Annotated in this window: 12 protein-coding genes and 1 tRNA gene; 5 read left to right on the top strand and 8 right to left on the bottom strand. The window is 59.3% G+C overall.

What is annotated here, in order from left to right; translation table 11 throughout:
- Positions 1-433: 433 nt before the first annotated feature.
- The 4 genes from PH558_RS14655 (at position 434) to tig (ending at position 4,180) form a co-directional block, all read left to right on the top strand.
- The gene (locus PH558_RS14655) at positions 434-1,573 is read left to right on the top strand and encodes a DUF2157 domain-containing protein (RefSeq protein WP_113409223.1); all 1,140 of its coding nucleotides are present in this window, start codon (positions 434-436) and stop codon (positions 1,571-1,573) included.
- Positions 1,570-2,184 carry a GDYXXLXY domain-containing protein gene (locus PH558_RS14660; protein ID WP_285205086.1) on the top strand — a complete coding sequence of 205 codons (615 nt, stop codon included), beginning with the start codon at positions 1,570-1,572 and terminating at the stop codon, positions 2,182-2,184. The genes PH558_RS14655 and PH558_RS14660 overlap by 4 nt, the downstream gene beginning before the upstream one ends.
- A 144-nt stretch (positions 2,185-2,328) precedes the next feature.
- Positions 2,329-2,413 (top strand) — tRNA-Leu (locus PH558_RS14665).
- A 279-nt stretch (positions 2,414-2,692) separates the two neighbouring features.
- Positions 2,693-4,180 carry a trigger factor gene (gene tig, locus PH558_RS14670; RefSeq protein WP_095434772.1) on the top strand — a complete coding sequence of 496 codons (1,488 nt, stop codon included), beginning with the start codon at positions 2,693-2,695 and terminating at the stop codon, positions 4,178-4,180.
- Positions 4,181-4,323: 143 nt separating this feature from the next.
- Here the strand turns inward: tig and PH558_RS14675 are convergent, their stop codons facing one another.
- The 8 genes from PH558_RS14675 to phaC all read right to left on the bottom strand — a co-directional run bounded on the left by PH558_RS14675 (position 4,324) and on the right by phaC (position 12,032).
- Positions 4,324-5,133 carry a phytanoyl-CoA dioxygenase family protein gene (locus PH558_RS14675; protein ID WP_285205087.1) on the bottom strand — a complete coding sequence of 270 codons (810 nt, stop codon included), beginning with the start codon at positions 5,131-5,133 and terminating at the stop codon, positions 4,324-4,326.
- A 220-nt stretch (positions 5,134-5,353) separates the two neighbouring features.
- Complete coding sequence (gene sthA / locus PH558_RS14680) at positions 5,354-6,760, bottom strand: Si-specific NAD(P)(+) transhydrogenase (protein WP_285205088.1); 1,407 nt, start codon at positions 6,758-6,760, stop codon at positions 5,354-5,356.
- A 107-nt stretch (positions 6,761-6,867) separates the two neighbouring features.
- A complete protein-coding gene (locus tag PH558_RS14685) occupies positions 6,868-7,464 on the bottom strand; it encodes a dual specificity protein phosphatase family protein (protein ID WP_113409220.1) in 597 nt (198 codons plus the stop codon).
- A 67-nt stretch (positions 7,465-7,531) separates the two neighbouring features.
- Positions 7,532-7,666 (bottom strand): hypothetical protein, encoded by a 135-nt coding sequence (locus PH558_RS14690; protein WP_285205089.1) that lies wholly within the window; start codon positions 7,664-7,666, stop codon positions 7,532-7,534.
- Between the two features lie 58 nt (positions 7,667-7,724).
- On the bottom strand, positions 7,725-8,582 hold the full coding sequence (radC, locus tag PH558_RS14695) for a RadC family protein (RefSeq protein ID WP_285205090.1): 858 nt from the start codon (positions 8,580-8,582) through the stop codon (positions 7,725-7,727).
- Between the two features lie 3 nt (positions 8,583-8,585).
- Positions 8,586-9,422, bottom strand: a complete 837-nt coding sequence (gene map / locus PH558_RS14700; protein ID WP_095434776.1) for a type I methionyl aminopeptidase — start codon at positions 9,420-9,422, stop codon at positions 8,586-8,588.
- A gap of 2 nt (positions 9,423-9,424) precedes the next feature.
- Positions 9,425-10,171 (bottom strand): DNA/RNA nuclease SfsA, encoded by a 747-nt coding sequence (gene sfsA / locus PH558_RS14705; RefSeq protein ID WP_113409217.1) that lies wholly within the window; start codon positions 10,169-10,171, stop codon positions 9,425-9,427.
- 13 nt (positions 10,172-10,184) lie between these two features.
- Positions 10,185-12,032 carry a class I poly(R)-hydroxyalkanoic acid synthase gene (phaC, locus tag PH558_RS14710; RefSeq protein ID WP_113409216.1) on the bottom strand — a complete coding sequence of 616 codons (1,848 nt, stop codon included), beginning with the start codon at positions 12,030-12,032 and terminating at the stop codon, positions 10,185-10,187.
- Between the two features lie 160 nt (positions 12,033-12,192).
- Between phaC and PH558_RS14715 the strand changes: the two genes are divergently transcribed.
- A complete protein-coding gene (locus PH558_RS14715) occupies positions 12,193-12,645 on the top strand; it encodes a gas vesicle protein GvpG (protein WP_113409215.1) in 453 nt (150 codons plus the stop codon).
- Positions 12,646-12,788 lie beyond the last annotated feature (143 nt).

A 12,788-nucleotide genomic window follows, 5' to 3' on the forward strand; every position in this document is an offset into this window, starting at 1 on the left:
CCGCGGGAGGAGGATGCGGTGGGCGTCATTTGAGATGATTGACGACTGGGAGGAGGAGTGTCGTCAATCTATCGAAGCGCACTGGGAGGAGGAGTGTGCGGCTCCGAATATCGTGTCGGGATATTCCATCCCCAGGCTTGGTCCGACTTGCATCGGCTTGGCGCGCCACCGCCGTCTTGTTGTTTGATAAATAGTATGACTTTTTGAATTTGTGCGGCGCAATAATTTCATGGGAGGCATGAGCTAGGCGCATATCTTTAATCGGTATCTCTTTACCGGCCGTCAAAATACTGCATGATCCCTTAATTCCGTATTAATATGGCACATGTTCCTGTGAGCCGAAGCCTCTGCCAGAACCGCTCGGCTCGCATCGATTGGACGGCGATTTGTGCTAACTCTGTCGCGAGCAGAATCGCAGCGAGGGGAGCCGCGCATGTATAGGGGCAGGCTGGAGCGGGATCTCAAGATCTGGACGAACAAGGGGCTGGTCGACGCGGGGACGGCGAAAGCCATCCTCAGCGAGTATGACGGTCGTCAGACGAGTTTCAGCGCCGGCCGGGTGCTGACCATCATTGCCGCCGTGCTTCTCGGCCTTGCCATCTTGCTGTTCATCTCCGCAAACTGGGAGGCTCTCCCGAGGATCGTGCGCCTAGCCGGGCTGGTGGCAATGATATGGGCATTCTATCTCGGGGCCGTATATCTGCTGGTCCAGGGGCGTTCGGTTGTCGCGGCCGGATTGTTGATCCTGGGCACCTTGAGTTTTGGCGGCGCCATGGCCCTGGTTGGCCAGATGTACAATCTGTCTGGCGACGAACTAAGAATGATGCTCGTCTGGTTCGCCGCGGCCTGCATTGTTGCGGCGTTATTTCGTTCCTCGGCGCAGGTCGGGCTTGCCGGTTTTCTCGCCTGGGCATTTTGCGGCGTCTATCTCTGGGGGCATTTCGACGAATGGTATGGGATCATGCCCTGGATGCCGCCTCTGATGGCCATGGTCGTGATCGTGCTTGTCCGCTATGCCGACGCGTCCATGGCTCGGCATCTGGCATATCTCATGCTCGTCGGCTGGCTGACATGGCTGTTCGGCCGCCATGAGGGATTGAATACCGCGATCCTGTTTGCCGCTCTCGGCTTGGCGGCGTTTCTCGCCGTCAGCGTTCCCGCATCGCCGCTGGTGCCCTTTGCCCGCACAGCCGGCGCCGCGCCGGCCTTCTACACCTTTCTGATCGCATCGATCGGCTTCTTCCTCGTCCATGCCGAGATCAGCAACGGCTCCTTTGAGAACAATGTCTGGGTCGAGGACAAATTGCCGCTCGTCATCGTGGCGGCAGCAACACTGGCGAGTTCCGTGGTCGCCATCGCGCTCAACGGCCGCGACAACGGCGCGGTGCGCTATCTCGCCTATTTCGTCTTCTCCTGCGAGATTCTTTACCTCGCCAGTGAGACGATCGGCTCGATCATCGGCACGGCGGGGTTCTTCCTCGTCGCCGGCTTGCTGGTGGCGATTGCCGCCTGGCTGGTCATCCAGCTGGAACGGCGTTTTTCCGATAATCGCGGGCAGGGGACGCGGGCATGACCGATGTCACCGAGAAGAGTCTGAGCATGGGTTCCCGCCGCCTGTGGATGGCCGCCATCGTCGTTGCTGCTCTGCAGACGGCGGTTCTTGGCTACATGGTCGGCGAGCGAGCCTGGGGCCTGCGAAGCGGCGTCGAGGTTCTCTTGAAGACTGCGCCGGTCGATCCGCGCGATCTTCTGCGCGGCGACTACGTGACCTTGAACTACGACATCTCACGGATTCCATTCTCGACGATGGTCGAGGGACCACCGAAAATGAGCCGAAATGCCGCGATATTGTCCGTTCGCCTGAAGAAGCAGGATGACGGTTACTGGGGTATCGCCGAATCATCCTTTGGAAAGCTCGATCCGAAGCCCAATACGGTCGTGCTCAAAAGCCTGCCTGTCGACTATGTTTTCTATGGCGATGCCACCGATCCCCAGCAGGCGATTGTCGGGGTCACCTACGGCATCGAGCGCTACTATGTGCCCGAAGGGCAGGGGCACGATATCGAGAGCGCCCGCAACGCCAATCGCGTCGCCATCGCGGCGCGGGTGTCTTCCGATGGGGTTGCCCATATCAGAAGCCTGCTTCTCGACGGCAAATCCGTCTATGAGGAACCGCTTTACTGACGATATCTGCGCAAAGAGTCCCGATAAGCTTGAGCCTCGTCGCGGAACCGTCATTTTTCCTTTGCGTGGTTTGAAACGGGTGATATAGAGACGCCGCGCTCCGGAAGCCCCCATGGGCAGGCATCGCCATGCGGTTTTGGGAACGCGGGTATGGTGAAATTGGTAGACACGCCAGATTTAGGTTCTGGTGCCGCAAGGCGTGGGAGTTCAAGTCTCTCTACCCGCACCAACACTGTCTTGTGGACGGGGGGAGGCTCAAGAAGCCTGTCTTCCGATATGCCGCAGGACGCGCATCTTGCCCAAAGCATCCCGCTTTCGATGAGGAAAGTGGATAAGATGTTTTGGCTCGTGACGGGATAGAGCCGCCTTTTGCGCGTTCGTTCGAAGGCGCGGCGCTCTGGCAAGATGAAAGAGAATTGCATCCAAGCCACGCTCGGGATTTTCCGGCGTCGTGCTCATCGAAACGAACGGCAGGCTGGGCACGGCCGCCATGAATGAAGGTAGGACAATGCAGGTTATCGAAACGCTCGCTGAAGGGCTGAAGCGCGAAATCAAGGTGGTCATCCCGGCCAAGGACATGGAAGTGCGCATGAACGAGCGCCTGGCCGAGGTCAAGGACAAGGTCCGCATCAACGGCTTCCGTCCGGGCAAGGTTCCGGTCTCGCACCTGAAGAAGGTTTACGGCAAGTCGATCATGGCCGACCTCGTGAACGAAATCGTTCGTGACCAGCCGCCGGCGATCCTGACCGAGCGCGGCGAAAAGTCGGCAACTCAGCCGGAAATCGCCATGACCGAAGACCAGGAAGAGGCAGAAAAGATCCTCTCTGCTCAGGCCGATTTCGAATTCACGCTGTCTTATGAAGTCATTCCGGCGATCGAACTGAAGCCGGTCAACGGCATCAAGGTCACCCGCGAAGTCGCTGAGATCGGCGAAGAAGAAGTGACCGAGCAGATCCTCAAGATCGCCGAGAGCGCCCGCAGCTACGAAACCAAGAAGGGCAAGGCTGCTAACGGCGACCGCGTCACCATCGATTACCTCGGCAAGGTCGACGGCGTTGCCTTCGACGGCGGCAAGGACGAAGACGCACAGCTCGTTCTCGGCTCCAACCGCTTCATCCCGGGCTTCGAAGAGCAGCTCGTCGGCCTCAAGGCTGGCGATGAGAAGGTCATCACCGTAACCTTCCCGGCCGATTATCCGGCCAAGAACCTCGCCGGCAAGGAAGCTACCTTCGACATTAACGTCAAGGAAGTTGCAGCCCCCGGTGAAATCGAAATCAACGACGAACTCGCTACCAAGCTCGGTCTGGAATCGGCCGATCGCCTGAAGGAGATCGTTCGCGGTCAGATCGAAAGCCAGTATGGCTCGGTCACCCGCCAGAAGGTCAAGCGCCAGATCCTCGACCAGCTCGACGAAATGTATCAGTTCGACACGCCGCAGAAGCTGGTCGACGCTGAATTCGCCAGCATCTGGCGCCAGATCGAAACCGATCTCAACGAATCCGGCAAGACCTTCGAAGACGAAGACACCACCGAAGAGAAGGCTCGCGAGGAATACCGCAAGCTTGCTGAGCGTCGCGTTCGCCTCGGCCTCGTTCTCTCCGAAATCGGCGAAAAGGCCGGCGTCGAAGTCAGCGAAGACGAACTGCAGCGCGCTCTCTACGCACAGCTCCAGCAGTTCCCGGGCCAGGAAAAGGAAATCCTGGAATTCTTCCGCAACACGCCCGGCGCTTCCGCCAACCTGCGCGCCCCGATCTTCGAAGAAAAGGTCATCGACCACCTGCTGACCGAGGTCAAGGTCACGGATAAGACCGTTTCCAAGGAAGCGCTGTTGGCTGACGACGAAGCCGAAGACAAGCCGGCTGCCAAGAAGGCCTCTCCGAAGAAGAAGGCTGCCAAGGCTGAAGCAACCGAAGCTGCCGCCGAAGGCGAAGAAGCTGCGGCTCCGAAGAAGAAGGCTGCTCCGAAGAAGAAGGCTGCTGAAGACAGCGCCGAATAATCGGTCTTTCTTCTGAACTGACATTGAGCCCTGCCGGAAACGGCGGGGTTTTTTGTTGTGTCGCCATAATGCGCCCTCTCCCCGCAAGCGGAGAGAGGGCTGGGGTGAGGGGCTCCAGGCTATCAGCAACCAGTTCGGCGCGATTATTCCTTACCCAAGGCGCGGCGAATGGCTGTCTCGACCGGGCTATAAGCATTATCCGGTCGCTCCAGCCGATAGGGCTCAGCAAGGCCGATCGAAGGCTGCGCCATGAATCGTGGCGTGGCGCCTCGATGCTTCTGGGCGGCGTGGATCAGGAAGGGATGGCAGATGTAGACCGTACCAGCCTTTCCCGTTGCCAGTGCGTGAGGGCGGTCGGCTCCCATCTGCTCGAGCATCATATGAGAACGCCCGTGCTCTCCGGCAGGCTCGAGATAGCGCGCCATATCCATGTGAGAGCCGACGCGGATGCGGGTCGGCGCATCGTCTTCGCCGACATCGGAAAACAGGAACAGCGCAAGCAGAGCGCGCCCTCGCGAGGTGACATTCACGCGCCAGGCCGAGAAGTCCGTTTTCTCGTTCGGATCGCCGTCGTCACCCGGAAAGCTGAGGTCGACATGCCAGCCGGCGTCGCCGGGATCGTCCGGATGCGGGAAACGCACGGGGAAGGTGCCAAGCCCATCTCTTGGAAGCCATCGCCCGTGCCCGACCAGTTGATCGAAAGCAGCGTGCAAAATGGCCATGTTGGCGATGGTGCGGAATGGCTCGCCACCATAGCCCGGCAACCGGACGACCGGAAATCTCCAACTTGCCGGATCGTGCTCACTGCACGGAATATCGCGCCACATGATGGCGCGGGCTTCTGCAGCCTGTTCCTGTGAAAACGCATCATCGATGCGTATAAAACCATGTTCAATGAAATCGTTCACCTGCGCGTCGGAAAGTGCAGCCGGATACTGTTTTTCGGATGGCATGAAATCTCTCTCGATCATCGCCGTCTTCACCCTTCTTGTGCGGGCATCACGGCTGTTTCGGCAAAGACCTGCCGCGGCCTTGCGGCCGTTGAGGCGGTCTCGTCTTCATTTGGCTGAAAGCCTAGGGATCAGCGGCTTATGAAGAAGACCGAAGCGATGTTGAGAATGCTCATCATGCCGACAGAGTAGTGAGCTCCGCCGGCATGTCAATATTGACCTATTAGAGTTCCGACTTGATATCGCCCATGCGGTTCCAAGCGTCGAGGCCGGCGATCTTGTAGGCTTCGGCAAGCGTCGGATAGTTGAAAGTGTTTTCGACGAAATATTCGACGGTGCCTTTGAGGTTCAGCACGGCCTGTCCGATGTGTACGAGCTCGGTGGCGCCTTCGCCGACAATGTGGACGCCGAGCAGGCGGCGGGTCTTCAGCGAGAAGATCATCTTCAAGAGGCCTGTGTCGAGGCCCATGATGTGGCCGCGTGAGGTCTCGCGGAAGCGGGCGATGCCGCATTCATAGGGGATGTGTCGCTCCTTGACCTCTTCTTCGGACAGGCCGCAGGTGGAAATCTCCGGCACGGCATAGATGCCGTAGGGGAAGTATTTCGGCGGCTCCTTGGCGATCGCGCCGACGGCGACGCGGGCAGCGATGCGGCCCTGTTCCATCGAGGTGGAGGCGAGGCTCGGGAAGCCGACGACATCGCCGGCGGCAAAGATATGCGGAACCTTGGTGGCAAAGGTCTCCGGATTGACGCTCAGGCGGCCGCGCGCATCGGCTTCGAGGCCGGCTGCAGCGAGATTAAGAGTATCGGTCGCACCCATGCGGCCGGCGGCGAAGAGAACCATGTCCGTGGTGATGCGGCGGCCGTTGTCCAGCGTCAGCTCCACCTTGCCGCTCGGCAGGCGCTCGACTTTCTCTGCCTTCTGACCGAGCAGCAGCTTCATGTTGCGATCGCGCAGCTGGTAGGTGAAATCCTCGACGATTTCCTTGTCGATGAAGTCGAGCATGGTCGATTTCGGATCGATCAGCGTCACCTGCGTATCGAGCGCGCTGAAGATGGTCGCATATTCGATGCCGATGACGCCGGCTCCGATGACGACCATCGAGCGCGGCAGGTCTTCGATATCGAGCAACTCATCGCTGTCGAGAACCGTCTTGCCGTCGAAGGGCATGTAATCCGGACGGAATGGCTTGGTGCCGACGGCAAGCAGGATGCCGGCGGCAGATACGGTGACGACCTCGCCGTCATCCTTGACGATCTGCATTGTCTGCGGATCGATGAAGCTCGCCTTGCCTCGTATGTGCTGCACGCGATTGCGGGCAAATTGATGCTCGAGGACTTCCACTTCGTGGTCGAGGGTGATCAGCAGGCGGCGGCGCAGGTCTTCGGCACTGATCTCCTGTTTGACGCGATAGGCGCGACCATAGAAGCCGCGTTCGCGCCAGCCGGAAAGGTTGAGCGCGGTTTCGCGCAGCGTCTTGGAGGGAATGGTGCCGGTGTGGACCGAGACGCCGCCGACCCGTTTGCCTTGCTCGACGACGAGTACCTTCTTGCCGAGTTTTGCGGCCTGGATAGCGCCTCTGCGGCCGGCGGGGCCGCTACCTACGACTAGGAGATCGAATTGGTCCATCGGGAAGCCTCGGATGACTGGAATGGGGAATCAATGTCGCAACGCAACATGCTCCGTCAACCGGTAGCTTCTCAATGTTACAGATTATCTAACGGGAAGTTTGGTGTTCACGAGGCCGAAAGGCCGAGCCAGGGTTCCAGCTTCTCGAAAGTACGGTCCATGGCATAGGCACGCGTGAAGGAGAACGGCAAGTGACCATAGATGATCGACATCTGGCCCTCTGCGGTAGCCTCATTCGTCTTGGCAATGGCGGCAAGGTAAAGCGCCGAGGCCAGGCCAGTTCTGTCGGCTCCGGCCTGGCAATGAATGAGGATCGGCTTCGGCGCATTCCGCATGATCTCGACAAGCTGCGCCGCTTGCTCCTGTGTCAGCTCTCGGGCCGAAGACATGTGAAAATCGATATGGTCGATATTGAGCGCTTTCGCCTCGGCAACTTCGGTATCGTACCAATGGTGGCCGCTATTGTAGCCACGCAGGTTGATAATGGTTTTGATGCCGTATTGCTTCTGAAACTCGGCAATGCTGGTGGCCGAGGGCTGCGAAGAGCGGTAAAGTTCGCCGGCAATGACAGGATGGAAGTTCGTCGTCCAGAGCATGTGAGCATAGAAGCCGCTGGCGGCCACCAGAAAAGCCCCTGCCGCGACAAGCGCGCCGCGACCGATAGAAAGGAGGCGATGAGCAAGCACGGGCGACATCTCCGGCATTCGATCTCCAAATGGCCGGCGCATGCAAGCGGATAGGCCAAATCAAACAACAGCTTCCGCGGGCGGATCAGCCGACAGGAACGCGGCGATCCTTCTGCCAGATGATCCTGACGCCGAGCTGAAAAATGAAAGCGGAGATCGCTATGGCGAATTCGGGATATTTCGCCACGGCCGGACGGATGCGATTCGATAATGATCGCATGAAATCAAAATCATATAATATAGATTTGAAGTATTGGATTATCTCATGTGCGACAATTTCAAATCAGCCGCAATGCGCGAAAGCTGACATGGCCGTTTTTTCCGATGATAACATGGTCGTGAACGGTGATGCCCAAGGGTTTGGCAGTGTCTATGATGGTCTTAGTCATGTCGATATCGGCACGCGAAGGTGTCGGATCTCCTGACGGGTGATTGTGCACCAGAATCACTGCGGAGGCGGAGAGTTCGAGCGCGCGCTTGACGACCTCGCGCGGATAGACCGGCGTATGATCGACCGTGCCGAAACCCTGCACCTCATCGGCGATCAAGGCGTTGCGCTTATCGAGAAACAGCAGGCGGAATTGCTCACGCGCTTCATGCGCCATGGCGGCATGACAATAGTCGATGAGGGCTTTCCAGGAAGAGAGCACCGGCTTGCCCGTTAGCTCGCTTTTCAGCATGCGCTGCGAGACGCTCGCCACCAGCTTCAGGTCGAGCGCGACCGCATCGCCGACGCCGCTGACCTCGGTCAACAGGCTGACCGGAGCACCGAACACGCCGCCGAGCGAGCCGAAGCGGGCTAGTAGAGCCTTGGCGATCGGCTTCGTATCGCGGCGCGGGATCAGCCGGAAGAGCAGCAACTCGAGGATTTCATAATCGGCCAGTGCCGTATCGCCGCCGTCGCGATAGCGATTGCGCAACCGCTCGCGGTGCCCATGATAATGGGCTTCGGCGTTTATTGGGGCAGGTTTTGCCGTCGGCGCGGACTTGGCGGCCCGTGACGCGGGCTTGGCGGCTTGTGGTGCGAAGAACAGTCGTTCGTCGAGAAACGGGGCCTCTTCCAAAGCCTCCGTCTCCCCGCTTCTGTCGAGGGGCATGTCGCCATGTCCATTGGAAGAAGCGGGACGTTTCGCCATAGACTATCCCTGCAGTGGCGGCAGGCCGGGGCGGTCGAGGCCGCCGGGCGACAGGGTGAAGATTTCGCAGCCCGTGGCCGTGACGCCGACCGTGTGTTCGTATTGTGCCGAGAGCGAGCGGTCGCGCGTGACGGCCGTCCAGCCGTCACCGAGCACTTTCACATGCGGCTTGCCGAGATTGATCATCGGCTCGATGGTGAAGATCATGCCCTCGCGCAGCTCCGGGCCATCATTGATCCGGCCGTAATGCAGGATATTCGGCGAGTCATGGAAGAGGCTGCCGACGCCATGGCCGCAGAAGTCGCGTACGACCGAGCAGCGTTCACCCTCGGCATAGGTCTGGATCGCTTCGCCGATGGCGCCGGTGCGGGCACCCGGACGAACGGCGGCAATGCCGCGCATCAGGGATTCGTAGGTGACTTCCAGCAGCCGCTCGGCCGAGCGCTTGATTTCGCCGACCGGATACATGCGGCTCGAATCGCCATGCCAGCCATCGAGCACATAGGTCACGTCGATATTGACGATATCGCCTTCGCGCAGCGGCTTGTCGTTGGGAATGCCATGGCAGACGACGTGATTGATCGACGTGCAGGAGGATTTCATGTAGCCGCGATAGTTCAGCGTCGCCGGATAGGCGCCGTGATCCATGCCGAATTCGAAAACGAAGCGGTCGATGACGTCGGTGGGAACACCCGGCTTGACGATCGCGGCGAGTTCATCGAGGCAGCGGGCGGTCAGCTGGCATGCCTTGCGCATTCCGGCAAAGGCATCCTGCCCGTAAATGCGGATAGCGCCCGTATTCTTCGCCGGCGCCGTTGCCGCTTCGATGTAATTCACCATGACTAGCCTTTGGTAGAGATCTTAAACTGTTCTAATGCAGCTATGCCGGGTTCGTCTATCGGGATCAACCCGGCAGGCGCGATTTCCGTCGGCGAAACCCTGCATTTCAGCGCATAGACCTCGACGCCACGCTTCAAAGCGCGATCATAGGCCCTGGCGTAGACCGGATCGAGATCGCTGCAAATCCGGAAGCGATGGCAATCATTGCGCTGGATCACGAACAACATGACGGAGCGGTAGCCGGCCTCGGCCATATCGCCGAGTTCTTCCAGATGCTTGGCGCCGCGGGCTGTCGCCGTGTCGGGAAATTCCGCAAGGCCCGGCTGTCGCATGAAATGGACGTTTTTCACCTCGACATAGGTGGTTGTCCGCAAAGGGTCGGTCAAGAGCAGGTCGATGCGGGAGTTGCGGCCGTAATTCTGCTCGCGCTTGACAGCCGTATAATCGCCGAGATCGGAGACCTGTCCGAGCGCGATCGCTTCGGCTGCAATGCGGTTCGGCATGGCGGTGTTGACGCCAACGGTCGTGTCATCGGCTTCGATCAGTTCGAAGACATGACGGTATTTTCGCATCGCGCCATCGTGCTCGGAAAGCCAGATGCGCGAACCGGGCGTTGTGAGCCCAAGCATCGAGCCGGTATTGGGGCAGGAGCCGGTGATGAAGGTGCCGTCCTCCAGCTCGGCATCGAAGAGGAAGCGCTTGTAGCGGGAAATCAGGCGGGCAGGGACGAGAGGCGAAGGAAATTGCATGATTGGTGACGGTTTACGCCCGTTCCATGACGAAGCTGCCGGGTGCCTCCTCAAGCGCATTGAGGGCTTTGCCGCCGGGTTTGCGCGCAGCCGTCATGCGATGGTCTTGCGCGAGGATCCAGGTGTGCCAATGCGGCCACCATGAGCCAGGCGTCTCCTTTGCCCCGGCGAGCCAATCCTCATAGTCGCCGCCGGTCGGGCCGCCCGTCCAGAACTGGTATTTGTGCTTGTCAGGCGGGTTTACGACGCCGGCGATGTGACCGGAGCCGGTCACGACGAATTCCACCGGACCGCCGAAATACTGGCTGCCGACGAAGACGGATTTGGCCGGCGCGATATGATCCTCGCGCGTTGCCAGATTGTAGACCGGGATGCGTACGTCCTTCAGCGACAGCGACTTGCCGTCGAGCACCATCTTGCCCTGGCTCAGCGCATTGTTGAGGTAGCAGTTGCGCAGGTAGAATGAATGGTTGGCCGCGGCCATGCGGGTCGAATCGGCATTCCAGAACAGGAGATCGAAGGGCAGGGGTTCCTGCCCCTTCAGATAGTTGTTGACGAAATAGGGCCAGATCAGTTCGGAGGCGCGCAGCATGTTGAAGGCCGTCGCCATCTTCGAGCCTTCGAGATAGCCGAGCACGTTCATCTGCTCTTCGAGTGCTGCAATCTGCTCTTCGTCGACGAAAACCTTCAGATCGCCGGCAAAGGTGAAATCGACCTGCGTCGTCAGGAAGGTTACCGTGCGGATGCGCTTGTTCTTTTCCTTGGCATGGAGGGCGAGCGTCGCCGCCAGCAGTGTGCCGCCGACGCAATATCCCACGGCATTGACCTCCTGCTCGCCCGTCGCCTTTTCGATCGTTTCGAGTGCGAAATCGATGCCTTCGCGGGCATAGGAGGTCCAGTCCTTCGCCGCATGACGATGGTCGGGGTTCACCCAGGAAATGACGAAGACGGTGTGACCCTGCTCCACACACCATTTAATGAAGGATTTCTGTGGGTTGAGGTCGAGAATGTAGAATTTGTTGATCCAGGGCGGGCAGATCAGCAGTGGCCGCTTCAGCACCTTGTCAGTCGCCGGTTCGTATTGGATCACCTGGCAGACATCGCTTTGCGCGATCACCTTGCCTGGCGTCAGCGCCATGTCGCGGCCGACGGCGAATTTCGTCATGTCGGTTTGACGCAGGCGCAACTCGCCATGGCCAAGGCTGATATCCTCCGCCAGCATCTTCATGCCGCGCACGAGATTCTCGGCATTGGAGGCGATGGTCTCGCGATAGACCTGCGGGTTGGTCGCGACAAAATTGGTTGGCGAAAAGGCGGCGGTGATCTGCTTCGTGTAGAACGCCGCCTTGTGGCGTGTATGCTCGTCCAGCCCTTCCGCTTCGCCGACCAGCTTTTCCGCCCAATTTGATGTCAGAAGATAGGTCTGCTTCAGGAAGTCGAAAAAGGGGTTCTTCTGCCAGTCCTCATCGGCGAAGCGCTTGTCCTTGACCGGTTCGGCTTCAGGCTCGGCGGACGAATCGCCGCTGAGGCGTTGCATGGTTTTCGTCCACAGGCCGAAATAGCCGGAAAGCAGGTGAGTCTGCGCTTCCAGCGTCCGGCGGGGATCGGAAAGCCAGTATTCTCCGACCTTGGATAGCGTCTTGACCATGTCGGTGAAGGGATCGGCAACCGTATCGACCTTCTCGCCGCGTTCGCGCGGCGCAAGCCAGGCCGAGGCTGCCTTGCCGAGATTTTCCAGCGCACGGGCAAAGTTGACGGCCATCGCTTCGGGATCCCTGACGATGTAAGGCTCGACTGACTTTGGATCAAAGCCGGGAAAGCCGCCGTTGCCTTCATTTTTGTCCCGCTTGCTGTCGGTCACGCATCATCCTCCCGGCGGCAGCTCGTGTCTTGTTTTCCATTTGTACATCTTGCGGGAAAAGGAATACAAGTCGAATGAAACGCAACCCTGCTCTTGCTTTGCTGCTGCGACAAATTTAACAGTCGCAACCCACAGCAAGGAATAGCGCAGGAAGACAATTATGGGCGGCGGCATGGTGGCAAGACTGAACCGGTATTCCGTACTCTGCGGTGCAATGTGCGGAATTCTCGCATTGACGCTCGCGGGCTGCTCGACACCCGAGGAAAAGGCGGCCTTCGCCAAGCGCAAGCAACCGCCTCAGGCTGTCATCGTAAAGCCCGCCAAGGGCACGCCGGTCGTGGAAACCAGCACGCAGCAATTTTACAAGGATGGCTATCCTTCCTTCAATGCGCCGCCGACCGCTGCGAACGTCCAGATCAACGATCAGCAGGCTGGGGATCTGGTCAAGCAGCTGACGGCTCTTGGATCGCAGCGCAAGGCCGGCACGATCTCCGAGGCCGAGTATCAGAGGCGCGTCGCCGAGATGCGCAAGCTCGCTGCCGAACATGGGCAGGATACGCTGCAGGAAATTCAGAAAGAGGGCGGCACGCAGCCTGCCTCAACGCAGAATTAGCCTTGCGTTTCAGGCGATTTGGACGCAAAGCGTTCGGATAGGCTGAATTTGGATGTATCTGGCCGGCGGATTGCATTTTGCGTGCATAAGCGCCCAAGATTCACCTTATCTTTCGAGATAGCATGAATACGGCGCCGCGAGTC

It is taken from the genome of Rhizobium pantanalense, from assembly GCF_030182525.1.
Taxonomy (GTDB): Bacteria; Pseudomonadota; Alphaproteobacteria; order Rhizobiales; family Rhizobiaceae; genus Rhizobium.

What these genes read in the sequence shown, in the direction of transcription:
- PH558_RS14655 (WP_113409223.1), top strand. Translation starts at nt 434, where the DNA reads ATGTATAGGGGCAGGCTGGAGCGGGATCTCAAGATCTGGACGAACAAG.
- PH558_RS14660 (WP_285205086.1), top strand. Translation starts at nt 1,570, where the DNA reads ATGACCGATGTCACCGAGAAGAGTCTGAGCATGGGTTCCCGCCGCCTG.
- tig (WP_095434772.1), top strand. Translation starts at nt 2,693, where the DNA reads ATGCAGGTTATCGAAACGCTCGCTGAAGGGCTGAAGCGCGAAATCAAG.
- PH558_RS14675 (WP_285205087.1), bottom strand. Translation starts at nt 5,133, where the DNA reads ATGCCATCCGAAAAACAGTATCCGGCTGCACTTTCCGACGCGCAGGTG.
- sthA (WP_285205088.1), bottom strand. Translation starts at nt 6,760, where the DNA reads ATGGACCAATTCGATCTCCTAGTCGTAGGTAGCGGCCCCGCCGGCCGC.
- PH558_RS14685 (WP_113409220.1), bottom strand. Translation starts at nt 7,464, where the DNA reads ATGCCGGAGATGTCGCCCGTGCTTGCTCATCGCCTCCTTTCTATCGGT.
- PH558_RS14690 (WP_285205089.1), bottom strand. Translation starts at nt 7,666, where the DNA reads ATGCGATCATTATCGAATCGCATCCGTCCGGCCGTGGCGAAATATCCC.
- radC (WP_285205090.1), bottom strand. Translation starts at nt 8,582, where the DNA reads ATGGCGAAACGTCCCGCTTCTTCCAATGGACATGGCGACATGCCCCTC.
- map (WP_095434776.1), bottom strand. Translation starts at nt 9,422, where the DNA reads ATGGTGAATTACATCGAAGCGGCAACGGCGCCGGCGAAGAATACGGGC.
- sfsA (WP_113409217.1), bottom strand. Translation starts at nt 10,171, where the DNA reads ATGCAATTTCCTTCGCCTCTCGTCCCTGCCCGCCTGATTTCCCGCTAC.
- PH558_RS14715 (WP_113409215.1), top strand. Translation starts at nt 12,193, where the DNA reads ATGGGCGGCGGCATGGTGGCAAGACTGAACCGGTATTCCGTACTCTGC.